The 25,389-nt window shown below is 72.3% G+C and carries 22 protein-coding genes; 19 read left to right on the top strand and 3 right to left on the bottom strand.

What is annotated here, in order from left to right; all coding sequences use genetic code 11:
- Positions 1–121: 121 nt before the first annotated feature.
- Together OG710_RS09940 and OG710_RS09935 are read left to right on the top strand one after the other, a co-directional pair.
- A complete protein-coding gene (locus tag OG710_RS09940) occupies positions 122–1,453 on the top strand; it encodes a nitrate/nitrite transporter (RefSeq protein ID WP_330238995.1) in 1,332 nt (443 codons plus the stop codon).
- Between the two features lie 127 nt (positions 1,454–1,580).
- Positions 1,581–2,732 (top strand): uroporphyrinogen-III synthase, encoded by a 1,152-nt coding sequence (locus OG710_RS09935; protein ID WP_330238994.1) that lies wholly within the window; start codon positions 1,581–1,583, stop codon positions 2,730–2,732.
- On the opposite strand, the gene OG710_RS09930 is transcribed toward OG710_RS09935, so the two are convergent.
- Positions 2,672–3,277 (bottom strand): anthrone oxygenase family protein, encoded by a 606-nt coding sequence (locus OG710_RS09930; protein WP_330238993.1) that lies wholly within the window; start codon positions 3,275–3,277, stop codon positions 2,672–2,674. The genes OG710_RS09935 and OG710_RS09930 overlap by 61 nt on opposite strands.
- 101 nt (positions 3,278–3,378) lie before the next feature.
- Here OG710_RS09930 and OG710_RS09925 point away from each other — a divergent pair, with 101 nt between their 5' ends.
- Positions 3,379–3,957 carry a GNAT family N-acetyltransferase gene (locus OG710_RS09925; RefSeq protein WP_330238992.1) on the top strand — a complete coding sequence of 193 codons (579 nt, stop codon included), beginning with the start codon at positions 3,379–3,381 and terminating at the stop codon, positions 3,955–3,957.
- On the opposite strand, the gene OG710_RS09920 is transcribed toward OG710_RS09925, so the two are convergent.
- Positions 3,954–4,502: a GNAT family N-acetyltransferase gene (locus OG710_RS09920; protein WP_330238991.1), complete on the bottom strand. Its 549-nt coding sequence runs from the start codon at positions 4,500–4,502 to the stop codon at positions 3,954–3,956. The genes OG710_RS09925 and OG710_RS09920 overlap by 4 nt on opposite strands.
- A gap of 160 nt (positions 4,503–4,662) precedes the next feature.
- Between OG710_RS09920 and OG710_RS09915 the strand changes: the two genes are divergently transcribed.
- From OG710_RS09915 to OG710_RS09905, 3 genes are all read left to right on the top strand, one after another.
- Positions 4,663–7,038 carry a HelD family protein gene (locus tag OG710_RS09915; protein WP_330238990.1) on the top strand — a complete coding sequence of 792 codons (2,376 nt, stop codon included), beginning with the start codon at positions 4,663–4,665 and terminating at the stop codon, positions 7,036–7,038.
- 415 nt (positions 7,039–7,453) lie between these two features.
- The gene (locus tag OG710_RS09910; RefSeq protein ID WP_111331021.1) at positions 7,454–8,887 is read left to right on the top strand and encodes an NAD-dependent malic enzyme; all 1,434 of its coding nucleotides are present in this window, start codon (positions 7,454–7,456) and stop codon (positions 8,885–8,887) included.
- A 353-nt stretch (positions 8,888–9,240) separates the two neighbouring features.
- A complete protein-coding gene (locus tag OG710_RS09905; RefSeq protein ID WP_003968811.1) occupies positions 9,241–9,522 on the top strand; it encodes an HU family DNA-binding protein in 282 nt (93 codons plus the stop codon).
- A 100-nt stretch (positions 9,523–9,622) separates the two neighbouring features.
- Here the strand turns inward: OG710_RS09905 and murA are convergent, their stop codons facing one another.
- Complete coding sequence (murA, locus tag OG710_RS09900) at positions 9,623–10,963, bottom strand: UDP-N-acetylglucosamine 1-carboxyvinyltransferase (protein ID WP_330238989.1); 1,341 nt, start codon at positions 10,961–10,963, stop codon at positions 9,623–9,625.
- A 276-nt stretch (positions 10,964–11,239) separates the two neighbouring features.
- Here murA and OG710_RS09895 point away from each other — a divergent pair, with 276 nt between their 5' ends.
- The 13 genes from OG710_RS09895 (at position 11,240) to OG710_RS09835 (ending at position 25,388) form a co-directional block, all read left to right on the top strand.
- A complete protein-coding gene (locus OG710_RS09895) occupies positions 11,240–11,800 on the top strand; it encodes a YqgE/AlgH family protein (protein WP_111331026.1) in 561 nt (186 codons plus the stop codon).
- Between the two features lie 29 nt (positions 11,801–11,829).
- Positions 11,830–12,117, top strand: coding sequence for a DUF3039 domain-containing protein (locus tag OG710_RS09890; protein ID WP_026171211.1), 288 nt, complete (start codon positions 11,830–11,832; stop codon positions 12,115–12,117).
- Positions 12,118–12,353: 236 nt separating this feature from the next.
- Positions 12,354–13,658 (top strand): extracellular solute-binding protein, encoded by a 1,305-nt coding sequence (locus OG710_RS09885; RefSeq protein WP_330238988.1) that lies wholly within the window; start codon positions 12,354–12,356, stop codon positions 13,656–13,658.
- A gap of 2 nt (positions 13,659–13,660) precedes the next feature.
- The gene (locus OG710_RS09880) at positions 13,661–14,629 is read left to right on the top strand and encodes a carbohydrate ABC transporter permease (protein WP_330238987.1); all 969 of its coding nucleotides are present in this window, start codon (positions 13,661–13,663) and stop codon (positions 14,627–14,629) included.
- Complete coding sequence (locus tag OG710_RS09875; RefSeq protein ID WP_330238986.1) at positions 14,626–15,474, top strand: carbohydrate ABC transporter permease; 849 nt, start codon at positions 14,626–14,628, stop codon at positions 15,472–15,474. The genes OG710_RS09880 and OG710_RS09875 overlap by 4 nt, the downstream gene beginning before the upstream one ends.
- Positions 15,475–15,478: 4 nt before the next feature.
- On the top strand, positions 15,479–17,113 hold the full coding sequence (locus OG710_RS09870) for a beta-N-acetylhexosaminidase (RefSeq protein WP_330238985.1): 1,635 nt from the start codon (positions 15,479–15,481) through the stop codon (positions 17,111–17,113).
- 303 nt (positions 17,114–17,416) lie between these two features.
- Positions 17,417–18,313: an FAD binding domain-containing protein gene (locus OG710_RS09865; RefSeq protein ID WP_111331039.1), complete on the top strand. Its 897-nt coding sequence runs from the start codon at positions 17,417–17,419 to the stop codon at positions 18,311–18,313.
- The gene (locus OG710_RS09860; RefSeq protein ID WP_330238984.1) at positions 18,310–19,683 is read left to right on the top strand and encodes a 2Fe-2S iron-sulfur cluster-binding protein; all 1,374 of its coding nucleotides are present in this window, start codon (positions 18,310–18,312) and stop codon (positions 19,681–19,683) included. The genes OG710_RS09865 and OG710_RS09860 overlap by 4 nt, the downstream gene beginning before the upstream one ends.
- The gene (locus tag OG710_RS09855) at positions 19,680–22,016 is read left to right on the top strand and encodes a xanthine dehydrogenase family protein molybdopterin-binding subunit (RefSeq protein ID WP_330238983.1); all 2,337 of its coding nucleotides are present in this window, start codon (positions 19,680–19,682) and stop codon (positions 22,014–22,016) included. The genes OG710_RS09860 and OG710_RS09855 overlap by 4 nt, the downstream gene beginning before the upstream one ends.
- Before the next feature lie 115 nt (positions 22,017–22,131).
- On the top strand, positions 22,132–22,515 hold the full coding sequence (locus tag OG710_RS09850; RefSeq protein WP_330238982.1) for a hypothetical protein: 384 nt from the start codon (positions 22,132–22,134) through the stop codon (positions 22,513–22,515).
- Between the two features lies 1 nt (position 22,516).
- Positions 22,517–24,223 carry an alpha/beta hydrolase gene (locus OG710_RS09845; RefSeq protein ID WP_330238981.1) on the top strand — a complete coding sequence of 569 codons (1,707 nt, stop codon included), beginning with the start codon at positions 22,517–22,519 and terminating at the stop codon, positions 24,221–24,223.
- A gap of 95 nt (positions 24,224–24,318) precedes the next feature.
- Positions 24,319–24,804 carry a hypothetical protein gene (locus OG710_RS09840; protein WP_330238980.1) on the top strand — a complete coding sequence of 162 codons (486 nt, stop codon included), beginning with the start codon at positions 24,319–24,321 and terminating at the stop codon, positions 24,802–24,804.
- A gap of 86 nt (positions 24,805–24,890) precedes the next feature.
- Complete coding sequence (locus tag OG710_RS09835) at positions 24,891–25,388, top strand: hypothetical protein (protein ID WP_330238979.1); 498 nt, start codon at positions 24,891–24,893, stop codon at positions 25,386–25,388.
- Position 25,389: the final 1 nt, after the last annotated feature.

The raw sequence follows: 25,389 nt of genomic DNA, 5'->3' as shown, positions 1-25,389 counted from the left end.
CCGGGCCGCCCCCGGCCCGGTGAGCGCCAGGTTGCTTCGAGGTCACCTTGAGCGGCACGGCACCGAAACGTGCGCTGCTTAGGGTCCGGACAACACCCCCGAGCATCCCTGGAGGCGCGCCATGGCAGGCCGTTGGATCGAGCACTGGGACCCGGAGGACGAGACCTTCTGGCGCGAGACCGGTGAGCGCACGGCCCACCGCAACCTCTGGTTCTCCGTCCTGTCCGAGCACATCGGCTTCTCCGTGTGGACCCTGTGGTCGGTGATGGTGCTGTTCATGGGACCCGAGTACGGGATCGACCCGGCCGGGAAGTTCTTCCTCATCTCCACCGCCACCCTCGTCGGCGCCCTCGCCCGCGTCCCGTACACCTTCGCCGTGGCCCGGTTCGGCGGCCGGAACTGGACGGTGTTCAGCACGCTCACCCTGCTGGTGCCGGTGAGCGCCGCCCTCCTCGTGATGGAGCCCGGCACCTCGTACGGGACCTTCCTCGCCGTCTCCGCGCTGACCGGCGTCGGCGGCGGGAACTTCGCCTCCTCGATGACCAACATCAACGCCTTCTTCCCGCTCCGCAGAAAGGGCTGGGCGCTCGGGCTCAACGCGGGCGGCGGCAACATCGGCGTCCCCGTGGTGCAGCTGGCCGGGCTCCTGGTCATCGGGACGGCCGGCGCCGCGCACCCCAGGATCGTGCTCGCCGCCTACCTGCCGCTGATCCTGCTGGCCGCCGGATGCGCCGCGCGCCACATGGACAACCTGGCGCCCGTACGCAACGACACCGGCGCCGCCGAGGAGGCCGCGCGCGACCCGCACACCTGGATCATGGCCGTCCTCTACACCGGCACCTTCGGCTCCTTCATCGGCTACAGCTTCGCCTTCGGGCTCGTCCTCCAGACCCAGTTCGGCCGCACCCCGCTCCAGGCCGCCTCGCTCACCTTCATCGGCCCGCTGCTCGGCTCCCTGATCCGCCCCCTCGGCGGATGGCTCGCCGACCGGTACGGCGGGGCCCGCATCACCCTCGCCGACTTCGCCGCCATGGCCGCCGCGACCGGCGTCGTCGTATACGCCTCCCGGACCGGCTCGCTCCCCCTGTTCCTCACCGGCTTCACCGCCCTGTTCGCCCTGTCCGGGCTCGGCAACGGCTCGACGTACAAGATGATTCCGGGGATCTTCCACGCGCGGGCCGTCGCCCGCGGGCTGCGCGGCGAGGCGGCGGCGGCCCACGGGCGGCGGCTGTCCGGCGCGGCCATGGGGCTGATCGGCGCGGTGGGCGCGCTCGGCGGACTCGCCGTCAACCTGGCGTTCCGGCAGTCCTTCGGCACCTCGGGCACGGGCACCGCCGCCTTCTGGTCCTTCCTCGCCTTCTACGCGGTGTGCTCCGCCCTCACCTGGGCGGTATACCTTCGTCGTGCCGCGCCCGTACCGGCGAAGCCGCAACTCGGCTACGCCGAGGTGTGAGCGCGCACGGGCCGCCCCGCGACGTAACGAGCGGGAAATACGGCTGAACCGGGCCTGTCACGCGGCGTTGGCAGGCTCGGTCCTCCGCAGCAACGAGCACCAGCGGGACGAGAGCCGGGTGGACCCCATGCACGACGACGCACAGCACGAGCCCCTCGCGGGCTTCACGGTCGGTGTCACCGCCGCACGCCGGGCGGAGGAGCTGGGCACACTGCTGCGGCGCCGGGGCGCCACCGTGGTGCACGCCCCCGCCCTGCGGATCGTGCCGCTCGCCGACGACGGCGAACTGCTCGCCGCCACCGAGCGGCTGATCGCCGAGACGCCCGACGTGGTCGTCGCCACCACCGCGATCGGCTTCCGGGGCTGGATCGAGGCGGCCGACGGCTGGGGCATCGGCGACCGGCTCCTGGCCACCCTGGGCACGGCCGAACTCCTGGCCCGCGGGCCCAAGGTGAAGGGCGCCGTCCGCGCCGCCGGACTCACCGAGACGTGGTCCCCGGCCTCCGAATCCATGGCCGAGGTCCAGGAACGGCTGCTGGACCGGGGCGTACGCGGCCGGCGCGTCGCGCTCCAGCTGCACGGCGAACCCCTCCCCGGCTTCGTCGAGTCGCTGACGGAGGCCGGCGCCGAGGTGATCGGCGTGCCCGTCTACCGCTGGATGCCGCCGGAGGACCTCGCGCCCCTCGACCGGCTCATCGACCTGACCGCCGCCCGCGCCCTGGACGCGCTCACCTTCACCAGCGCCCCCGCCGCGGTCTCGCTGCTCGGCCGCGCCAGGGATCGCGGGCTGCTGGAGGACGTCGTCACGGCGCTGCGCGGCGACGTCGTGCCCGCCTGCGTCGGACCGGTCACCGCCGTGCCGCTGCGCGCCCGGGGCATCGACACCGTGCAGCCGGAGCGCTTCCGGCTCGGCCCGCTCGTCCAGCTCCTCTGCCGCGAACTGCCCGCCCGCGCCCGTACGCTGCCCGTCTCCGGACACCGGGTCGAGATCAGGGGCCACGCCGTCCTGGTCGACGACGAACTGCGTACGGTGCCGCCGGCCGGGATGGCCCTGCTGCACGCGCTGGCCCGGCGGCCCGGCTGGGTGGTCTCCCGCGCCGACCTGCTGGGCGCCCTGCCCGGCAGCGGCACCGACGAGCACGCCGTCGAGACGGCCATGGCCCGGCTGCGCACCGCGCTCGGCGCGCCCCGGCTCATCCAGACCGTCGTCAAGCGCGGCTACCGGCTGGCGCTCGACCCGGAACCGGACACCGGCGACACCGCAGGCAGCGGCGCCTGACCGGCCGGGCGCGCGCTGCCCATCCGCGTACGCCGGCGCGCACCCGCGTACGGGACGGCCAGCAGGAGCGCCAGCGCGGCGGTGCACAGGACCGCGCGCACCGCGTTCCACCCGTTCCAGGCGTCCTCGAACCGGTCCCGCACCGCCGCCGGATCGGCGAGGCGCGCCGGGTCACCGGCGTCCGCGAGCGCGTTGTTCAGGGGCACGTTGACCCCCGAGGTGAGCAGGAACGCGGCCGCGTACACCACCAGCGCGGCGACGAGCAGGCCGCGCGGGCCCGGCGAGCGGCGGTGCTGCCAGAGGGCGACGGCGGTCAGCACCAGGGCGCCGAAGAACCCGGCGAAGAAGACCGGGTTCTCGATGACGTCGTTGATGTTCCGCATCACCTCGATGAAGGTCCGGTCGTCGCTGCGCCCGAGCGCCGGCATCACCGCGCAGGAGAACACGAAGAAGGTGCCGGCCATCAGTCCCGTGGTGACGGCGGCGGCGCCGAGGACGAGGCGGTGGGAGACGGGGGTCGGCCGGTCGGCCCGGTTGGTGGTCATGGCTTCAGTGAAGCGGCGCGGCCGGGGCCGCTCCATCGTCCGGGCGCGCGTCCACCTACGCGAGCGTCCAGGGACGCGCCGGGCCGGATAGCGTGCCGGACATGACCGACGCAATCCGTCCGCTCGGCGCGGGGGTACGGCTGCGGCCCGCCGCGGTGGCCGACGCCGCCTCGTTCGCCGAGGCGCTCACCCGCAGCCGTGCGTACATGAAGCCCTGGGAGCCCGTGCGGCCCGAGTCCTACTACACCGAGGAGGGCCAGCGCGAACGGCTGGCCGCGCTGCTCGCGGACCGGGAGGCGGGGCGGGTGATGCCCTGGGTGCTGGGCGACGCCGACGACCGGGTGGTGGGCGCCGTCAACCTCAACGGGATCGCGCGGGGCTCGTTCCGCAGCGCCATTCTGGGCTACTGGGTGGACGTGGCGTACGCGGGCCGGGGCCTGGCCACGGCGGCGGTGCGCACGGTCTGCGAGCTGGCCCGCGACGAGCTGCGGCTGCACCGGGTCGAGGCGGGCACGGTGCTCGCCAACGCCGCGTCCCAGCGGGTGCTCGCCAAGTGCGGGTTCGAGGAGTTCGGCCTGGCGCCGCGCTATCTGCACATCGACGGCGCGTGGCGCGACCACCGCCTCTTCCAGCGCATCCTGCACGACGGCCCGGTGACCGGAGACCCGAGCCCGTCCTAGGCGCGTTGCGCGGTACGGGTGTGCCGGTGGCCCTCGCGCGGCCACAGCACGGACGGGGGCAGCACCTCGGCCAGGGCGTAGCCGGTCTTCTCCGCGACCCGGCACGAGGCCGCGTTGTCCACCCGGTGCAGGAGTTCCAGGCGTACGAGGCCGGCCCCGGCGAACCTCCCGAACGCCCAGCCGGTCAGCGCGTCCAGGGCGCGCGGCGCGATGCCCCGGCCCCGCGCGGACGCCACGGTCCAGTACCCCACCTCGCCCACGGGCGCGCCCGGCTCCGCGAAGAAGAGGGCCACATTGCCCACCGGGGCGTCCCCGAGCGTCCGGTCCAGCACCGCGAAGCTGTGCCGCAGCCCGGCCGCCCGGCCCTCCTCCTGGGCCCGCAGCCAGATTCCGGCCGCCTCCTCGTCCGCCACCGGTGCCCGCGAACCGGCCTGCACGGCGGGGTCGCGGTACGCGTCGAGCAGCGCCTCCAGATCGTCCGGGCACCAGGGCCGGAGCACCAGGGAACCGGCCGGCGGAGGGCCGTCGCACACATGGGCGTTCATCCGCTCATCGTACGAAGAGGGCCGGTGTGGACCGGGACCGCGCGCCACCGTCACGCAATCGATATCCCGGCACGCGCCGAAGCGGGTGGGTGCGGGTGCGTCCCGGCCCCCCGTCGCATAGGGTTGACGGCTGCCCAGTGCACGTCAGAAGGGGGCCTCGGTGGCCGCGCAGGATGCCGCTGTCGATTCGTTGCGGGACCGGGAAATCGGTGTCGAGCAGGAACATCTCGACCGGGTGTACGAGCGTCTCGAGGAGAAGATCCACGAGGCGGAATTCCTCATGGAGGACGCCGCGAAACGCGGCCAGGTCGGGACACCGGGGGCGCTCGCGGAGCGCGACGCCCAGGTCTTCCGCGCCGGAATCCACCTCAACCGGCTGAACAGCGAGTTCGAGGACTTCCTCTTCGGGAGGATCGACCTGCTGCTCGGCAAGGACGGCGAACGCGGCCCGGACGGCGCCTACACCTCCGTCGAGCCCGCCGACGACGTCGTGCGCGAGGACGGCACCGCCGACATCGCCGAGACACTGCACATCGGCCGCATCGGAGTCCTCGACGCCGACTACGCCCCGCTCGTCATCGACTGGCGGGCCCCGGCCGCCGCCCCGTTCTACCGCTCCACGCCCAAGGAACCGGGCCGGGTGGTCCGCCGCCGCGTCATCCGCTCCAAGGGCCGCCGGGTCCTCGGCGTCGAGGACGACCTGATGCGGCCCGAGCTGACCGCGTACCTGGGCGGCGAGAAGCTGCCGGTCATCGGCGACGGCGCCCTGATGGCCGCGCTCGGACAGGCCCGCAGCCACACCATGCGGGACATCGTCTCCTCCATCCAGGCCGAACAGGACCTGGTCATCCGGGCGCCCGCCGCCTCCGTCACCGAGGTCTCCGGCGGCCCCGGCACCGGCAAGACCGCGGTCGCCCTGCACCGGGCCGCCTACCTCCTCTACCAGGACCGGCGGCGCTACGCGGGCGGCATCCTCGTCGTCTCGCCGACGCCGCTCCTGGTGGCGTACACCGAGGGCGTGCTGCCCTCGCTCGGCGAGGAGGGCCAGGTCGCCATCCGCGCGGTCGGCTCGCTCTCCGACGACGCGGCGGGCCCCGAGGGCGCCACCGTGTACGACGAACCTGCCGTCGCCCGGATCAAGGGCTCCTCGCGGATGCTCCCCGTGCTCCGCAAGGCCGCCCGTGGCGCCCTGGAGCAGCCCCGGCCCGCCGCGCCCGCCGGGGGACAGCTGGAGTTCGGCGAGACCGAGGAGGCCCCGCGCCCCGCCGGCACGCCCACCCGGCTGCGGGTGGTGGCCTTCGGCGGCCGGATCGAGCTCCAGGAGGAGGAGCTGCGGCGCATCCGCAACAACGTCCTCAGCGGCACCGCCCCGGTCAACCTGCTGCGCCCGCGCGCCCGCAGGCTGCTGCTGGACGCGCTGTGGAACCGCTCCTCGGGCCGGGGCCGCTACACCGACCCGGAGCTGGTGGCGGAGCTGCGCACCTCGTTCGACGAGGACGTGTCGACGGAGACCCCGTTCATCGAGTTCCTGGACGCCTGGTGGCCCGAGCTGACCCCGCGCGGGGTGCTCGCCGCGATGGCCGACGAGAAGCGGCTCGCCCGGTGGGCGCGGCGCACGCTCAACCAGGGCGAGGTGCGCCGGCTCGCCCGCTCCCTCAAGCGGCTGGACGAGGCGGGCCGGGGGCCGCTGTCCGTGCACGACGTGGCGCTCCTGGACGAGCTGCACACGCTGCTCGGCACCCCGAGCCGCCCCAGGCGCAAGCGCGAGGTGGACCCGCTGGACCAGCTCACCGGCCTGGAGGAGCTGATGCCCCGGCGCGAGGAGACCCAGTGGGAGCGGGCCGAACGGCTGGCCGCCGAGCGCACCGAGTACGCCCACGTCATCGTGGACGAGGCGCAGGACCTCACGCCCATGCAGTGGCGGATGGTCGGCCGGCGCGGCCGGCACGCCACCTGGACGGTCGTCGGCGACCCGGCGCAGTCCTCCTGGTCCGACCCGGACGAGGCGGCGGCCGCCCGTGACGAGGCCCTGGGCAGCCGCCCGCGCCGCACCTTCACGCTGACCGTCAACTACCGCAACCCGGCCGAGATCGCGGAGCTGGCCGCGAAGGTGCTGGCCCTGGCGATGCCCGGCATGGAGGCCCCGGCGGCGGTCCGCTCCACGGGTCTGGTGCCGCGCTTCGAGACCGTCCGGGACGGCGACCCGGCCGCCGCGGTGCGCGCGGAGGCGCGGCGGCTGCTGGCCGAGGTGGACGGCACGGTCGGCGTGGTCGTGGCGATGAACCGGCGCGCGCAGGCCCGCGAGTGGCTGGCGGAGCTGGGCGAGCGGGTGGTGGCGCTGGGCAGCCTGGAGGCGAAGGGGCTGGAGTACGACGCGACGGTGGTGGTCTCGCCGGCCGAGATCGCGGACGAGTCGCCGGCCGGGCTGCGGGTGCTGTACGTGGCGCTGACCCGGGCGACGCAGCGGCTCACGGTGGTCTCGCAGGAGCGGGACCTGCCGGACGCGGACGGGGTGCCGGACCTGCTCAGGGACTGAGGCGCGGGGGCTGCGACCGGGGGCCACGGAGTCAACCCGCGTTCCGGGAGTCACTTTTCCAGGTGGTTTGTTAGCCTGGATACCGGCACCGGCCCGATCCAAGCCCCCGGGCCCAACCTTAGTCGCTTCGAGCGACCACTTGCCGCGAGGCGAGCATGGCGGGTCGGTGTCGTCAACTGAAGCAGAGGCCCGCGTCACCTTCCGGTGGCGCGGGCCTCTCGCCTTTCCCGGACCGGCGCGGGGGTTCCGCAGCCCGCACTCATTCTCGTATGGTGGAAAAATGTTTCCGCGCTGCGACAGTCATTAACGAATACTCGTCGGTAGGTGCGAATATCGGAAGGCGTGTCCGCTGCCGGGCCTGCTCGGGCTTCGGACGCGCATAGCAATGAAGCTAAGGAAAGCGAAGGACTCGGCCATGGCAACGGCGCCCAGCGTCTCGTACTCGATGACGGTCAGGCTGGAGGTGCCCGCGAGCGGCACCGCGGTCTCCCAGCTCACCACGGCCGTGGAGTCCTCCGGCGGTTCGGTCACCGGCCTCGACGTGACCGCATCCGGCCACGAGAAGCTGCGGATCGACGTCACGATCGCCGCCTCCTCCACCGCGCACGCCGACGAGATCGTCAAAGGGCTGCGCTCCATCGAGGGCGTCGTGCTCGGCAAGGTCTCCGACCGTACGTTCCTCATGCACCTCGGCGGCAAGATCGAGATGGCGTCCAAGCACCCCATCCGCAACCGTGACGACCTCTCGATGATCTACACCCCCGGTGTGGCCCGCGTGTGCATGGCGATCGCCGAGAACCCCGAGGACGCCCGCCGCCTCACCATCAAGCGCAACTCCGTCGCAGTCGTGACGGACGGCTCCGCCGTGCTGGGCCTCGGCAACATCGGCCCGAAGGCCGCGCTGCCGGTCATGGAGGGCAAGGCGGCCCTCTTCAAGCGCTTCGCCGGCATCGACGCCTGGCCGATCTGCCTGGACACCCAGGACACCGACGCCATCGTGGAGATCGTCAAGGCCATCGCGCCCGGCTTCGCGGGGATCAATCTGGAGGACATCTCCGCGCCGCGCTGCTTCGAGATCGAGGCCCGGCTGCGCGAGGCCCTGGACATCCCCGTCTTCCACGACGACCAGCACGGCACGGCCATCGTCGTGCTGGCCTCGCTGACCAACGCGCTGCGCGTGGTGGGCAAGGCGATCGGGGACGTACGGGTCGTCATGTCCGGGGCCGGGGCCGCCGGTACGGCCATCCTCAAGCTCCTCATCGCCGCCGGCGTCAAGCACGCCGTGGTCGCCGACATCCACGGCGTCGTGCACTCCGGCCGCGAGGACCTGCGTTCGGCCGACCCGGACTCGCCGCTGTGCTGGATCGCGGAGAACACCAACCCGGAGAACGTCACCGGCACCCTCAAGCAGGCCGTGGTCGGCGCGGACGTCTTCATCGGCGTCTCCGCCCCCAACGTGCTGGACGGGGACGACGTGGCGGCCATGGCGGAGGGCTCGATCGTGTTCGCGCTCGCGAATCCGGACCCCGAGGTGGACCCGGCCATCGCCCGCCGCACCGCCGCGGTCGTGGCCACCGGCCGCTCGGACTTCCCGAACCAGATCAACAACGTGCTGGTCTTCCCCGGCGTCTTCCGCGGTCTGCTCGACGCCCAGTCCCGGACCGTCAACACGGAGATGATGCTCGCCGCCGCCCGCGCCCTGGCCGATGTGGTCGCCGCGGACGAGATCAACGCGAACTACATCATTCCGTCGGTCTTCAACGACAAGGTCGCCGGCGCGGTCGCCGGAGCCGTCCGGGACGCCGCACGGGCCGCGGGGGCCGCTGTGACGGCGCCCACGTCCGTCTGACGTACGGCGCGTCGCGGGTCGCGGCGCCCCAAACGCCCCTTTAGGGTGGGCGGGCGACGCGACCTGCGGAGCCCCGCAGCGCTGCGGACCGCTTCGGGGAAGCCGACGGGACGTCACCACGACGAGGCAGTGGTGCTTTTCGCACGGCTTCCGGAGGGTGCCGGATTGGCTTTCCCGCCGCAGGTGGGGGCAGGATGCTTCCCCGAGGACTACGTCCAGGGGAGACCCCACAGGGCGCGAGGTCTACCCGGACCCTCTCAAGGACGGACCCGAGTACGGGGACTGTCCGAGGGTCCTGGCAGCATCGGCTTCGATCTCCGCCTCACAGGCAAGAAGAACACGGGAGTAACAACATGAACCGCAGTGAGCTGGTGGCCGCCCTGGCCGACCGCGCCGAGGTGACCCGCAAGGACGCCGACGCCGTGCTGGCCGCTCTCGCCGAGACCGTCGGCGAGATCGTCGCCAAGGGCGACGAGAAGGTCACCATCCCCGGTTTCCTGACCTTCGAGCGCACCCACCGTGCCGCTCGCACCGCTCGTAACCCGCAGACCGGCGACCCGATCAACATCCCGGCCGGCTACAGCGTGAAGGTCTCCGCGGGCTCGAAGCTCAAGGAAGCCGCCAAGGGCAAGTAAGACCCCTGGGCACGACGGAGGGCGGCCACCCCGACCAGGGTGGCCGCCCTTCGGCGTGTGCGGCGCCCGCCCGGGCCCCCGAGGCCCCGGCGGTCCCGCCTCAGACCAGTGAGCCGCCCGGCAGCTCCACCTTGGCGCCCAGCTTCTCCAGCTTGTCCATGAAGTTCTCGTAGCCCCGGTTGATCAGGTCGATGCCGTGCACCCGCGAGGTGCCCTGGGCCGCGAGGGCGGCGATCAGGTACGAGAACCCGCCGCGCAGGTCCGGGATGACCAGATCCGCGCCCTGGAGCTTCGTGGGGCCCGAGACGACCGCGGAGTGCAGGAAGTTGCGCTGGCCGAAGCGGCAGTCCGAGCCGCCCAGGCACTCGCGGTACAGCTGGATGTGCGCGCCCATCTGGTTGAGCGCGGAGGTGAAGCCGAGCCGGGACTCGTACACCGTCTCGTGGACGATGGAGAGGCCGGCGGCCTGCGTCAGCGCGACCACCAGGGGCTGCTGCCAGTCCGTCTGGAAGCCGGGGTGCACGTCGGTCTCCAGCGCGATGGCGTTCAGCGCGCCGCCCGGGTGCCAGAAGCGGATGCCCTCGTCGTCGATCTCGAAGGCGCCGCCGACCTTGCGGAAGGTGTTCAGGAACGTCATCATCGAGCGCTGCTGGGCGCCCCGGACGTAGATGTTGCCCTCGGTGGCCAGCGCGGCGGACGCCCAGGAGGCGGCCTCCAGGCGGTCCGGCAGGGCCCGGTGCGTATAGCCGTCGAGGCGGTCCACCCCGGTGATCCGGATGGTGCGGTCGGTGTCCATCGAGATGATCGCGCCCATTTTCTGCAGGACGCAGATCAGGTCCTCGATCTCCGGCTCCACGGCCGCGTTGGACAGCTCCGTGACGCCCTCGGCGAGCACCGCCGTCAGCAGCACCTGCTCGGTGGAGCCCACCGAGGGGTACGGCAGCCGGATCTTGGTGCCGCGCAGCCGCTGCGGGGCCTCCAGGTACTGCCCGTCCGCCCGCTTCTCGATCGTCGCGCCGAACCGGCGCAGCACGTCGAAGTGGAAGTCGATCGGCCGGCCGCCGATGTCGCAGCCGCCGAGGCCGGGGATGAAGGCGTGGCCCAGGCGGTGCAGCAGCGGCCCGCAGAACAGGATCGGGATGCGCGAGGAACCGGCGTGGGCATCGATGTCGGCGACGTTGGCGCTCTCGACGTGCGTGGGGTCGAGGATCAGCTCGCCGGGCTCGTCGCCGGGGCGGACCGTCACGCCGTGCAGCTGGAGCAGCCCCCGCACCACCCGCACGTCGCGGATGTCGGGCACATTGCGCAGCCGGCTGGGCCCACTGCCCAACAGCGCGGCGACCATCGCCTTGGGCACCAGGTTCTTGGCGCCTCGGACGCGGATCTCGCCCTCCAGCGGGGTTCCGCCGTGGACAAGCAGGACATCGTCTGTGCCGGTCATGAATCTCGCGTTCCGGAGTGGTCGGGCAGAGGGTCAAACGAAAGGGTAATGGCCCCGCACCCCCCTTCCGTAAGGGTGCGGACAGTGCGCGATCGCCATGAATCCGCCCCCGGTACGCTCCGCTGAACGGGGCTTGCGGAGGGTCACCGTCCGGATGTGTGATCCGGGCATGCGCTCCTCATGCATCCGTGCGCCCTGAGCTGCGCTCGGGCACCGAGCGCGACGACCGGCTCACTTGGCCCACGCGGCGGCCGAAGATGCGGGATCATTTCTGCCATGACCGAGGTGTCCTCGCTCACAGGGCGGCTGCTCGTGGCCGCGCCCGCCCTGGCTGACCCGAACTTCGACCGTGCGGTCGTGCTCCTCCTCGACCACGACGAGGAGGGCTCCCTGGGCGTCGTCCTCAACCGGCCCACGCCGGTGGGCGTCGTGGACATCCTGGCGGGCTGGGCCGGGCTCACCGGCGAGCCCGAGGTCGTCTTCCAGGGCGGGCCCGTCTCGCTGGACTCCGCCCTCGGGGTCGCCGTGATCCCGGGCGGCGACGGGCCCCTGGGGTGGCGCCGGGTGTACGGGGCGATCGGCCTGGTGGACCTGGAGGCGCCGCCGGAGCTGCTGGCGGCCGCGGTGGGCTCGCTGCGGATCTTCGCGGGGTACGCGGGCTGGGGCCCCGGACAGCTGGAGCGCGAGCTGTCCGAGGGCGCGTGGTACGTGGTGGAGTCGGAGCCCGGGGACGTGTCGTCGCCGCGCCCGGAAGGGCTGTGGCGTGCGGTCCTGCGCCGGCAGCGCAGCGAATTGGCCATGATCGCCACGTATCCGGACGACCCTTCGCTGAACTGATGTCCCGTCTTTCAGTACGCTTGGCGGTTATGAGCACTCTTGAGCCCGAGCGCGGGGCAGGTACCGGAACCCTCGTGGAGCCGACGCCGCAGGTGTCGAACGGCGACGGCGACCACGAGCGCTACGCCCATTACGTCCAGAAGGACAAGATCATGGCGAGCGCCCTGGAGGGCACTCCCGTGGTGGCACTGTGCGGCAAGGTCTGGGTACCGGGGCGCGACCCCAAGAAGTACCCGGTCTGCCCGATGTGCAAGGAGATCTACGAGTCCATGGGCGCCGGCGGCGACAAGGGCAAGGGCGGCAAGGACAAGAAGTAGCGGCCGGTACGGCCCCCACCTGACGGCTCGCGGGGAGACCCCCGGAGCACGCGTTCGCGTGCTCCGGGGGTTTTTCGCGTGACGGGGCGGATACGCGTTGCGCGGGGTGCTCCGCCGGGTCACAGAGTGGTGCAGACCACTTGTCGTCGTTCTGGTCCCCACCTAGTGTCCTGCCTGTTGTGCAGAACGAAACGAGCGTTGCGTATGTTGCAACGCCTACCGGTAGGGGTTCCCGGATGAAGTTTTCTGCCCGAATCGCGGCTCCGGCCGCGGCCCTCGTCCTGGCCGGCCTCACGGCCACCGCCTGCGCGCCGCAGACCTCCGACACCGGCGCCAAGGGGGACGAGAAGACCGGCACACTGCGGGTCTGGCTGTTCCAGGAGGTCGGCAACAAGCCCAAGGAGAAGGTCGTCGACACCGCGGTCGCCGCCTTCGAGAAGGCCCACGACGACACGAAGGTCGAGATCGAGTACATCCCGGTCGAGACCCGCGCCGAGCGCGTCAAGGCCGCGTTCAACGACCCCGCGAGCGCCCCCGACCTCATCGAGTACGGCAACACCGACACCGCCGGCTACGTCAAGGACGGCGGACTCGCCGACATCACCACCGAGTTCGGCGCCTGGGCCGACGCCAAGGACACCGACCCGGCCGCCAAGCAGTCCGTGACGGTCGGCGGCAAGGTCTACGGGGCCCCGCTCTTCGTCGGCGTGCGCGCGCTCTACTACCGCACCGACATCTTCGCGGACCTGGGCATCCAGCCGCCCAAGTCCCAGGCCGAACTCATCTCCACCGCCCGGAAGATCCACAAGAAGAAGCCGGACCTGTACGGGCTCGCCGTCGGCGGCGCCTACACCTACGGCGCCATGCCGTTCATCTGGGCCCACGGCGGCGAACTCGCCCAGCAGGACGGCTCCTCGTACAAGGCCGCCATCAACAGCGCCGAGGCCCGCAAGGGCATCGAGGCGTACACCTCGCTGTTCGGCGACACCAACTGCCCGCCCGCCAAGTGCGCCGCCATGGGCGGCAACGCCACCGTCACCGCCTTCGCCTCCGGCAAGGCCGCCATGGCCATCGGCGGCGACTTCAGCCACAGCGCCGTCGAGGCCGGCAGCGTCAAGGGCAAGTACGCCGTCGTCCCGCTGCCCGGCGTCGCCGAGGGGTCCGTCGCCCCCGCCTTCGCGGGCGGCAACAACATCGGGATGCTGAAGAGCAGCAAGCACCGCACCCTCGCGGTCGACCTGATGAAGCGGCTGACCGGCAAGGCGTCCCAGGCCCGGATGTTCGACGCGATGGGCTTCCTGCCCACCTACACCGACGTACGCGACGCGGCCGCGAAGCGCGAGCCGTTCGTCGAGCCCTTCGTCAGGACACTCGGCGCCGGAGCCAAGTTCGTCCCCGCGTCGCCGGCCTGGGGCCGGATCGACTCCTCGCTGGTCCTGCCCACCATGTTCCAGGAGATCGTCAGCGGCCGTAAGGACGTGGCCGACGCGGCCGACGACGCCGCGAAGAAGATGGACGCCGCGTTCGCCGACGCGGGCTGACCATGACCGCGAACAGCACGGCGTACAAAGCGCCCCCCACACCCGCGCCGGGCCGCCGCGCACGCGGCCCGCGCGGCCGCTCCGCCTCCCCGGCCCGGCGGCCGGGCTGGACCCCCTGGCTCTACCTCCTGCCCGCGCTCGTCCTGCTCGGCGGGCTGCTGGTCTACCCGATCTACCAACTCGGCCTGATCTCCTTCCTGGAGTACACCCAGGCCCAGGTCAGCGGCGGCGAACCGGCCACCTTCCAGGGGCTCGGCAACTACCGCACCCTCTTCGGCGACAGCCAGTTCTGGCAGGTCCTCCTCGCCACCGTGGTCCTCGCCGCCGCCTGCGTCCTGTCCACCCTGCTCACCGGCTGCGCCCTCGCCGTCCTGCTGACCCGGATACGGGCCGTGCCCCGGCTCGCCCTCATGCTGGCCGCGCTCGGCGCCTGGGCCACCCCCGCCATCACCGGCTCCACCGTCTGGGTCTTCCTCTTCGACGCCGACTTCGGACCCGTCAACCGGGTGCTCGGGCTCGGCGACCACTCGTGGACGTACGGGCGCTACAGCGCCTTCGCCCTGGTGCTCCTCGAAGTCCTGTGGTGCTCGTTCCCGTTCGTGATGGTCACCGTGTACGCGGGCATCCGCGCCATCCCCACCGAGGTGCTGGAGGCCGCCGCGCTGGACGGCGCGTCCCAGTGGCGGGTCTGGCGCTCCGTCATGGCCCCGATCCTGCGGCCGATCCTCACCGTCGTCACCATCCAGTCGGTCATCTGGGACTTCAAGGTGTTCACCCAGATCTACGTCATGACCAACGGCGGCGGCATCGCCGGGCAGAACCTCGTGCTCAACGTGTACGCCTACCAGAAGGCGTTCGCCTCCTCGCAGTACAGCCTCGGCTCGGCGATCGGCATCGTGATGCTGCTCATCCTGCTCGCCGTCACACTCGTCTACCTGCGCCTCGTGCGCCGCCAGGGGGAGGAACTGTGAACCGGCCCGCCCGCTTCCCGATCCGCAGACCCGGCCGGCTCGCCGCCGAGGCCGCCGCGCTGCTCATCGCCGCCGCCGTCGCCTTCCCGCTGTACTGGATGGTGCTCTCCGCCCTCAAACCGGCGGGCGAGATCCAGTCCACGAACCCCAGGCCCTGGACCCTGTCGCCGTCCCTGGACTCCTTCCGGCGGGTCTTCCAGCAGCAGGAGTTCGGCCGCTACTTCCTCAACAGCCTGCTCGTCGCCGGCACGGTCGTCGTGCTGTCCGCGCTCGTCGCGTTCCTGGCGGCCACGGCGGTCACCCGGTTCCGGTTCCGCTTCCGCACCACGCTGCTGATCATGTTCCTGATCGCCCAGATGGTGCCGGTCGAGGCGCTGACGATCCCGCTGTTCTTCCTGATGCGCGACTTCGGCCAGCTCAACACCCTCGGCTCGCTGATCCTGCCGCACCTGGCGTTCTCGCTGCCGTTCGCCATCTGGATGCTGCGCGGCTTCGTACGGGCCGTGCCGGAGTCCCTGGAGGAGGCCGCGTACCTCGACGGGGCGAGCCGCACCCGCTTCCTGTGGCAGATCCTCTTCCCGCTGGTCCTCCCCGGCCTCGTGGCGACCAGCGTCTTCTCGTTCATCTCCACCTGGAACGACTTCCTCTTCGCGAAGTCGTTCATCATCAGCGACACCTCCCAGTCGACGCTTCCGATGGCGCTGCTGGTCTTCTTCAAACCCGATGAGAACGACTGGGGCGGGATCATGGCAGCCTCGACGGTGATGACCGTGCCCGTGCTGGTCTTCTTCGTACTCGTACAGCGACGCCTGGTCTCCGGACTCGGCGGAGCGGTTAAGGACTGACATCATGGACATGGAACTGATCCCGGCGCCCCTGCGCGCCGACGACCGGGGACGCGGTGGATTCGTCCTCGATCCGTCCACCACCATCGTGGCGGCCCCCGGCACCGCCGGCACCGAACGCTGGCTGCGCGCCACCCTGGGCGCCGCCTTCGGCCTGCCCCTCGCCCCCGGCCCCGAGGACGCCCCGCGCGCCATCGCACTGCGCCTGGACGACTCCCTGGACCCCGAGGGCTACCGGCTCACCACCCGGCCCGACGAGGGCGTCGACATCACCGGCGGCAGCCCCGCCGGGGTGTTCTGGGGCGCCCAGACCCTGCGCCAGCTGCTGGGCCCCGAGGCGTTCCGCCGGGCGCCCGTCGGCGACGCGCGGACGCGCGGCTTCGGCGCCACCGACATCGAGGACGCGCCCCGCTTCGGCTGGCGCGGACTGATGCTCGACGTGGCACGCCACTTCATGCCCAAGGACGACGTCCTGCGCTACCTCGACCTGCTCGCCGCCCACAAGCTGAACGTCTTCCACTTCCACCTCAGCGACGACCAGGGCTGGCGCGTCGAGATCAAGCGCCACCCCCGCCTCACCGAGGTCGGCGCCTGGCGCCCGCGCACCAAGTTCGGCCACCGCGCGTCCGAGCTGTGGGACGACATGCCGCACGGCGGCTACTACACCCAGGACGACATCCGCGAGATCGTCGCCTACGCCGCCGCCCGGCACATCCGGGTCGTCCCCGAGATCGACATCCCCGGCCACTCCCAGGCCGCCATCAGCGCCTACCCGGAGCTGGGCAACACCGACGTCGTGGACACCTCCGCGCTCGGCGTCTGGGACGACTGGGGCGTCACCCCGAACGTCCTGGCCCCCACCGACCACGTCCTGCGGTTCTACGAGGGCGTCTTCGAGGAACTCCTCGAACTCTTCCCGGCCGAGATCTCGCCGTTCGTCCACATCGGCGGCGACGAGTGCCCCAAGGACCAGTGGAAGCAGTCGCCCACCGCCCAGGCCCGCATCAAGGAACTGGGCCTGGCCGACGAGGACGAACTCCAGTCCTGGTTCATCCGCCACTTCGACACCTGGCTCACCGCGCGCGGCCGCCGCCTCATCGGCTGGGACGAGATCCTGGAGGGCGGCCTCGCCCCCGGCGCCGCCGTCTCCTCCTGGCGCGGCTACGGGGGCGGCATCGCGGCCGCCGAGGCCGGACACGACGTCGTCATGTGCCCCGAGCAGCAGGTCTACCTGGACCACCGCCAGCACGGCGGCCCCGACGAGCCGATGCCCATCGGCTACATCCGCACCCTGGAGGACGTCTACCGCTTCGAGCCCGTGCCGCCCGCCCTGAGCGAGGAGGCGGCCCGGCACGTCCTCGGCACCCAGGCCAACGTCTGGTCCGAGGTCATGCAGAACCGGGCCCGCGTCGACTACCAGGTCTTCCCCCGCCTCGCCGCCTTCGCCGAGGTCGCCTGGTCCGCCCTGCCCGCCCCGGACGAACGGGACTTCGCCGGCTTCGAGCGGCGCATGACCGCCCACTACGCCCGGCTCGACGCGCTCGGCGTCGGCTACCGGCCGCCGTCCGGACCGCTGCCCTGGCAGAAGCGCCCCGGCATCCTCGGACGCCCGATCGAGGGAACACCCCCGAACGTGTGACCCGGGCACCGGCCCGTACCGCCGCCACCACGGTCCCCGCGACCGCGGTGGCGGCGGTGTTTCCGGGGCGTCCCCCGCAGGGGCGAAAGCCGTACGGGCCCACAGAACGCCGATAAAGGGTCCTCGGGGCCGAACAGGCGCCAAACCGGGACCATTACCCTGACGTCGGGCGGACACTCCCTTCGCGGACCTGCGCGTCGGGCCGGTCCGAAGATGTGCCAGAGTTGCCACGTCCGGGCTTCGAGCACGTACCGTACGGCGAAACAGGCGGGAGCGCCGGGACACCGGGAAGGGGCAGCTGGGTTGACCACGCACGCACCGCAGGCGACGCAGTCCGTGACGCTGCCTGCCTCGCTGGACGAGGCGGTGGCGGCACTCGGCGCCATGCCGGCCGCCGTCCCCGTGGCAGGCGGCACGGACCTGATGTCGGCCGTCAACAAGGGGCTCCTGCGCCCCTCCGGCCTCGTCGGGCTCGGCCGGATCAGCGAACTGCGCGGCTGGCACTACCAGGACGGACACGCCCTGCTGGGCGCCGGCCTGACCCACGCGCGCATGGGGCGGCCCGACTTCGCGGCCCTCATCCCCGCGCTCGCCGCCGCCGCCCGCGCGGCGGGCCCCCCGCAGATCCGCAACGCCGGCACGCTCGGCGGCAACATCGCGACCGCCGCCCCCACCGGGGACGCGCTGCCGGTGCTCGCCGCGCTGGAGGCCGAACTCGTCATCGCGGGCCCCGGCGGCGCCCGCCGCGAGATCCCCGTCTCCCATCTGCTGGCCGGCCGCGAGATGCTGGAGCCCGCCGAGCTGATCGGCTTCGTTCGCGTACCGCTGCTGCACGCCCCGCAGGTCTTCCTCAAGGCCACCGGGCGCACCGGGCCCGGCCGCGCCACCGCCTCCGTCGCGATCGTCCTCGACCCGGCCAGGCGCGGAGTGCGCTGCGCGGTCGGCGCCATCGCGCCGATGCCGCTGCGCCCGCTGGAGGCCGAGCGCTGGATCGCCTCGCTGATCGACTGGGACGGGGCGCGCGGCCTCGCGCCGGACGCGCTGGCCGCCTTCGGCGAGTACGTCGCCGCCGCCTGCATCCCGGACCAGGAACCACCCGCCGACGGGGGCCAGGCACCACCGCTGCCCCCCGCCGTACTGCATCTGCGGCGCACCGTCGCCGCACTGGCCCGACGCGCGCTGGGGAGGGCACTGTCGTGAGCAAGGAGAACCCCGCCGAGCAGCCGGGCGGCTGGCAGCCGACCCCGCAGGGCGACTACGACGGCGACGCGACGGCCTTCGTCCAGCTGCCGCCGGAGGACCTGGCGGACATTCCGCTGGCCGCGCCCGGTCACGGCTACGTCCCGCCGATGATCCTGCCGCTGACCCCGGCGGCCGGTCTGGACCCGGCGGCCACCGGCAACTGGGCCGTCCAGCCGCCCGTCCAGCCCGCCGCCCCGCAGCCCGAGCCGTCCGCCCCGGACGCGGTGCACTGGCCGGACCCCAACCAGCAGACCGGCTACGGCTACCAGGAGCCGTACCCGGCCGACGCGAGCACGGCCGGCCAGGACATCTCGACGGCCTGGCCCACCGCGGAGACCGGCCTCTCCGACGACTCCGGCGAGCTGTACACGGCCCCGCCGGCCGCCGACTGGTACGCCGACCGCCCGGCCACCCTGCCGGGCGGCGCCCCGGCCCCGTGGGCGGTCCCGGCCCAGGAGCCCCACGCCGAGAGCGCTCCCGAGGCGGAGGCGGCGCCCGGTCCCGACGAGCAGCCCCACCCGGACCCGGTCCACGAACAGGCGCCCGACGCGGAAGCGGCCCACGAGGAGCCCGCCCCCGTCCCGGCCGAAGCGGACCCGGCCCCTACCCCGGCCCCCGGCACCGAAGCCCCCGGCACCGAAGCCCCCGGCACCGACGCCCTCGGCGCGGAAGCGGCGGAACCGGAAGCCGCGGACGACGCCGGCACGGCCGGCCCCGCGCCGGACCCCGGAACGGCCGCCCCCGGCCCCGTCCTGCCCGGCGCCACCGAGCATCCCGCCGTCTCCTACGTGCTGCACGTCAACGGCGCGGACCGGCCCGTCGCGGACGCCTGGATCGGCGAGTCGCTGCTCTACGTGCTGCGCGAGCGCCTCGGGCTCGCCGGGGCCAAGGACGGCTGCTCGCAGGGCGAGTGCGGGGCGTGCAACGTCCAGGTGGACGGGCGGCTCGTCGCGTCCTGCCTGGTCCCCGCCGCCACCACCGCCGGCAGCGAGGTCCGCACGGTCGAGGGCCTGGCCGTCGACGGGGAGCCCTCCGACGTGCAGCGGGCGCTCGCCGACCGGGGCGCCGTCCAGTGCGGCTTCTGCATCCCCGGCATGGCGATGACCGTGCACGACCTCCTGGAGGGCAACCACCGCCCCAGCGAGCTGGAGACCCGCCGGGCGCTCTGCGGCAACCTCTGCCGCTGCTCCGGCTACCGGGGCGTCCTGGAGGCGGTCAACGAGGTCATCGCGGGCCGCGAGGCCGCCGCCGAGGCCGCGGCGGCGGAGCACGAAGAGGCCCGCATTCCCCATCAGGCGGTCCACCAGCAGGACGGAGGCATGGCGTGAGCAACGACGCGGCGGGCGCCACCCCCACGACGATCACCATTCCGTCGCCGGCCGGTCCCGGCGCGGCGGAGGCCGAGCGGCCCCGGCTGGGCATCGGCGCCTCGCTGCCGGCCGCGGACACCCGCGCCAAGACCGAGGGCACCTTCCCGTACGCCGCCGACCTGTGGGCCGAGGGTCTGCTCTGGGCGGCCGTCCTGCGCTCCCCGCACGCGCACGCCCGCATCCTGTCCATCGACACCTCGGCGGCCGCCGCGATGCCCGGCGTACGGGCGGTCGTCACCCATGAGGACGTGCCGGGCGAGGCACTGTACGGCCGCAAGGTCGTGGACCGGCCGGTGTTCGCCGCCGACCTGGTCCGCCACCACGGCGAGCCGATCGCGGCCGTCGCCGCCGACCACCCGGACACGGCCCGGCTGGCCGCCGCCGCCATCGCCGTCGAGTACGAGGTGCTGGAGGCCGTCACCGACCCGGAGAAGGCGTTCGCGGCCGAGCCGCTGCACCCCGACGGCAACCTCGTACGCCACATCCCGCTGCGCTACGGCGACCCGGAGGCCACCGGCGAGGTCGTCGTGGAGGGGCTGTACCGCATCGGCCGCCAGGACCCGGCCCCGATCGGCGCCGAGGCCGGCCTCGCCGTGCCCCGGCCGGACGGCGGGGTCGAGCTGTACACCGCCTCCACGGACCCGCACACCGACCGCGACCTGGCCGCCGCCTGCTTCGGCCTGGAACCCGAGCGGGTCAAGGTCGTCGTCACCGGCGTGCCCGGCGCCACCGGCGACCGCGAGGACCCCGGCTTCCAGCTGCCGCTGGGGCTGCTGGCCCTGCGCACCGGCTGCCCGGTGAAGCTCGCCGCCACCCGCGAGGAGTCCTTCCTCGGCCACGCCCACCGCCACCCCACGCTGCTGCGCTACCGCCACCACGCGGACGCCGAGGGCCGGCTGGTCAAGGTGGAGGCGCAGATCCTGCTGGACGCCGGGGCGTACGCGGACGACTCCTCGGAGTCGCTGGCCGCCGCGGTGGCCTTCGCCTGCGGCCCGTACGTCGTCCCGCACGCCTTCATCGAGGGCTGGGCGGTACGGACGAACAACCCGCCGTCCGGCCATGTCCGGGGCGAGGGCGCGATGCAGGTGTGCGCGGCCTACGAGGGCCAGATGGACAAGCTGGCGGCCAAGCTGGGCGTCGACCCGGCCGATCTGCGCATGCGCAACGTCCTGGCCACCGGGGACATCCTGCCCACCGGCCAGACGGTGACCTGCCCCGCCCCGGTCGCCGAACTGCTCACCGCCGTACGGGACTTCCCGCTGCCCGCGCTGCCCAAGGACGCCCCGGAGGACGACTGGCTGCTGCCGGGCGGGCCGGAGGGCGCGGGGGAGCCGGGCGCGGTGCGGCGCGGCGTCGGATACGCGCTGGGCATGGTCCACATGCTCGGCGCGGAGGGCGCCGACGAGGTGTCCACGGCCACGGTCCGGGTCCACGACTCGGTCGCCACGGTCATCTGCGCGGCCGTCGAGACGGGCCAGGGCTTCTCCACGCTGGCCCGCCAGGTGGTCCAGGAGACCCTGGGCGTCGAGGAGGTGCACGTCGCCGCCGTGGACACCGACCAGCCACCGGCCGGCGCGGCCACCCACGGCCGCCACACCTGGGTCTCGGCCGGCGCCGTCGAACGCGCCGCCAAGATGGTCCGCACCCAGCTCCTCCAGCCGCTGGCCCACAAGTTCGGCATGTCCACGGAGCTGCTCCAGATCGCCGACGGCAAGATCACCTCGTACGACGGGGTGCTCTCCACGACGGTGTCGGAGGCGCTGGACGGCAAGGAGCTGTGGGCCACCGCGCAGTGCCGCCCGCACCCCACCGAGCCGCTCGACGAGTCCGGGCAGGGCGACGCCTTCGTGGGCATGGCCTTCTGCGCGATCCGCGCCGTGGTGGACGTGGACATCGAGCTGGGCTCGGTACGCGTGGTCGAGATGGCGGTCGCCCAGGACGTCGGCCGGGTCCTCAACCCGGCCCAGCTGGCGACCCGTATCGAGGCGGGCGTCACCCAGGGCATCGGCGCCGCCCTCACCGAGAACCTGCGCACCGCCCGCGGCCTCGTCCGCCACCCGGACCTGACCGGCTACGCGCTGCCGACGACGCTGGACGCGCCGGAGATCCGCATCGTGAAGCTGATCGAGGAGCGGGACGTGGTGGCGCCGTTCGGCGCGAAGCCCGCGTCGGCGGTGCCGGTCGTGACCTCCCCGGCCGCCGTGGCGTCGGCGGTCCGCGCGGCGACGGGCCGCCCGGTCAACCGCCTCCCGATCCGCCCCCAGGCCGCGGTCGTCACCTCGCAGGGCTGACCGCGGGGCCTCCCCGTAACGCCCGGTGGGGTGGGGGGACTTGAGTACGCGTACTCAAGTCCCCCCACCCCACCGGGCGTTAGCGTGTGGCGCATCTGCGGCCGAGGGGGGAAGCATGACCACGCCGATCGACGGCGGCACACAAGGGCTCTGGATCGACCCGCACCAGGTGGGGAAGGCGGCAGCCGCCGCCGGCAAGGTCGCCGAGGACATACCCGGCGACACCAAGAGCCTATTCGAACCGACGGACGCGGCAGTGGCCGGGCTCACGGGATTCGACTCCGCGCACGCGCTGGACGAGTGCCTGGACGCGTGGACGAAGGCACTGCGCGCGCTGGCGGACCTGGTGGGGGGCGCCGGAGAAGCGGTCCGCGACTCGAACAACGCCTTCGCCCAGGACGACCGGCAGCGCCGGGACGCGTTCCTCGGCCCGTACGCGCCGGGCATGAGTCCACCGGACATGTACTACTCCCCACCCGCTGTGAACGGCGGGCACTGAGATGCGCCTGCCGGAACTCCGCGACGCCGAGCCCTTCCTGCTGACCGACGCAGGTGACGCCTGGAACGCGCTGGCGGAGAAGGTCGTCACCCGGGCCGGCGAATTCGGCACCTACCTGCACCGCCCTCTCGTCGAGGAGAAGGTGTGGGGCGGACTCACCGCCGAGACCGCCGCCGAACGGCTCGGCCGGATTCGCTGGTACATGAACATCGCCAAGGAGGAACTGGCGGGCGTCGGCACCGTGTTACGTGCCTGCGGTGAGGAACTGGCCCTCCAGCAGGTCCGGCTCAGGACCGCCCTCGACGACGCGTCGGGCGCCGGCTACAAGGTCGCCGACGACGGCTCGGTCACCGCTCCGACCATCGACACCGCCCACATGGCGCCGGGCGACGTCGGGATGATGCACCGGGACCAGGCGGCCCGCGCCCAGGAGTACGCCGACCGGATCGCCGAGGCGTGGCGCGGGGCGCAGGCGGCGGACAAGGAGTACGCGGCGAGCATCAAGATCTTCACCGACGCGGCCAACCGGTGCGCCAAGGGCGACTGGTCGGCCCGTCTGCTGGAACTGGCTACGGCGAGCGGGGCCGACAACGAACTGCTGACCCGGCTCGGCATGCCAGATGCCAAGGCCCCGGCCGACGCCGTCCAGTCCTGGTGGGCCTCGCTCTCACCGGCGCTCCGCACCGAGCTGATCGAGGACTACCCGCAGCTGCTCGGCAACCGCGACGGCATCCCGGCGGCCGACCGCGACCACGCCAACCGCCTGTACCTGCCGACCCTGCTGGACAGCCTGGAGACCCGGTACGCGGCGGCCTCGGGGGACGAGGCGGCGGCGCTCAAGGACAAGATCGAGGGGGTGAAGGGGATCCAGCAGCAGCTCGGCGTGGAACGGGAGTACCCCCTGTATCTGTTGGGCCTGGGCGACGAGGGCAACGGCCGCGCCATCGTGTCCTTCGGCAACCCGGACACGTCGCAGAACGTGTCCGCCTACGTGCCGGGACTGAACACGAAACTGAGCGGGCACTTCGCCTCGTCGGACGTGGAGCGCGCCTGGAACGTGGCGGACATGGCGAACGATAGGTACCCGGATACCACCACCGCCTCTATCGTCTGGCTGGGCTATGACGCGCCCCAACTGGACGGCTTCACCTGGTCGTCCACCGATGTCATGGGTGAAGGAGACGCCAAGGCCGGTGCTCCGGCCTACAACAGTTTCCTGAACGGTATCCATGCCACGCACGAATCCGGGGCGCCGCATGTGACAGCCATCGGCCACTCGTACGGGTCGCTGACCGTCGGCCAGGCCACCCAGCTGCCCGGCGGAATTCCCGCCGACGACGTGGTCCTGGTGGGCAGCCCGGGTGCCGGCGTCGACCGGGCCGCGCACCTCGGCGTGGGCGCCGACCACGTCTACGTCGGTGCGGCGGAGAACGATCAGGTCACCTATCTGACGGCAACACCTCCGGGAAGGGAGTACGGGGGCGAAAAGCACAATTGGTTCGGCACCGATCCGGCGGACGACCACTTTGGAGGGCACCACTTCAGCGTCGCCGCCGGTGAGGACACTGGAATGTGGGGGCTGGTGACCGGAAACACCCCAGCGCACTCGATCTATTTCGACCCGAAGGACGGAGGCAGCTCTCTGTACAACATCGCGAGCGTCGTGGCCGGTCATGGTGAAGCGATCATCACCACGGCACCGAGGTGATGAGTGTGAGGGGTTTAGTGTGGAGGCTGGGCTGTGTGCTTCTGGCCGCGTTCCTCACCGCCTGCCAGGTTGGGAAGGATCAGGAGGAGCCCAAGATGGACATGCAGCAGGCGGGGCAGCGCGCCGAGGAAACCCTCGATGGCGTGATGGCGGCGATTCAGCCGCCGGTGAAATGGGTCCGTGGCTCGACATCGGAATCGCCGTGCAGTACGGGGCTCAACGAGCCGACCGGGACGACGACCGTTATGCGTGGCAGGAACATCCTCACTGTGGTATCCGCGCACCGGCGCAGTGAACTGCTGGCGATGGTCCAGCGGTACTTGGAGAGTCAAGGTTTCGGGGACTTCGACATCCACCACGACGAGAGGATGCCGCAGATCCGGGCCACGGCTGCTGACGGACTCACCGTGATCCTGGGCGTCGGCAGTATCGGAAATGTCATTGTCGATGCTGGTTTCGGATGCGTACGGGACTCCGAGATGACCTATCCGAAGGGGACGCCCTTCCGGCCTGGAGGGCCGAAAAAGGTGGAGCGGATTCCTCACGAACACTCCGCTTACTGGTCCGCCACCGCCTCGTGAGGTGGCCGGTGCGGCTGCTCGGGTGTGTGCTTCTGGCCACGGCGCTCACCGCATGTGGGGGCGGCAAGGAAAGGGAGGAGTCCAAGATGGACATGCAGCAGGCAGGGGAGCGGGCGGAGGAGATCCTCGACAACACCATGGCGGCGATTCAGCCGCCGGTGAAATGGGTGCGGGGGGCGACGATGGAGTCGCCGTGCAGCACCGGCCTCAATGAGCCCACCGGAACGACGACCATTATGCGCAGCAGGAACATTCTCACTGTGGTCCCCGAGCAGCGGCGTGACGAGTTTCTGAAGATGGTGCAGTGGCAGTGGGAAAAGCAGGGAGCCGGGGACTTCGAGGTCGATCCCGGCTCCGCCAAGAGGATGCCGCAGATGCGAGCCACGTCTGCCGACGGACTGGCCATGATTCTTAATATCGGCCATGTCGGAAATATTTTCATCCAAGCCGGATTCGGGTGTGCGCAAGACTCCGCGATGACTTATCCGGCAGGGACGCCAGGTCAGCCCGGAGGGCCGGAAGAGCCGGAGCGGATTCCCCACGAACACTCGCCCTACTGGTCGGCCACCGGCGCACCGCGGTGAC

This window comes from Streptomyces sp. NBC_00525 (assembly GCF_036346595.1).
Taxonomy (GTDB): domain Bacteria; phylum Actinomycetota; class Actinomycetes; order Streptomycetales; family Streptomycetaceae; genus Streptomyces.
This window is presented reverse-complemented; position numbering and strand designations above follow the sequence as displayed.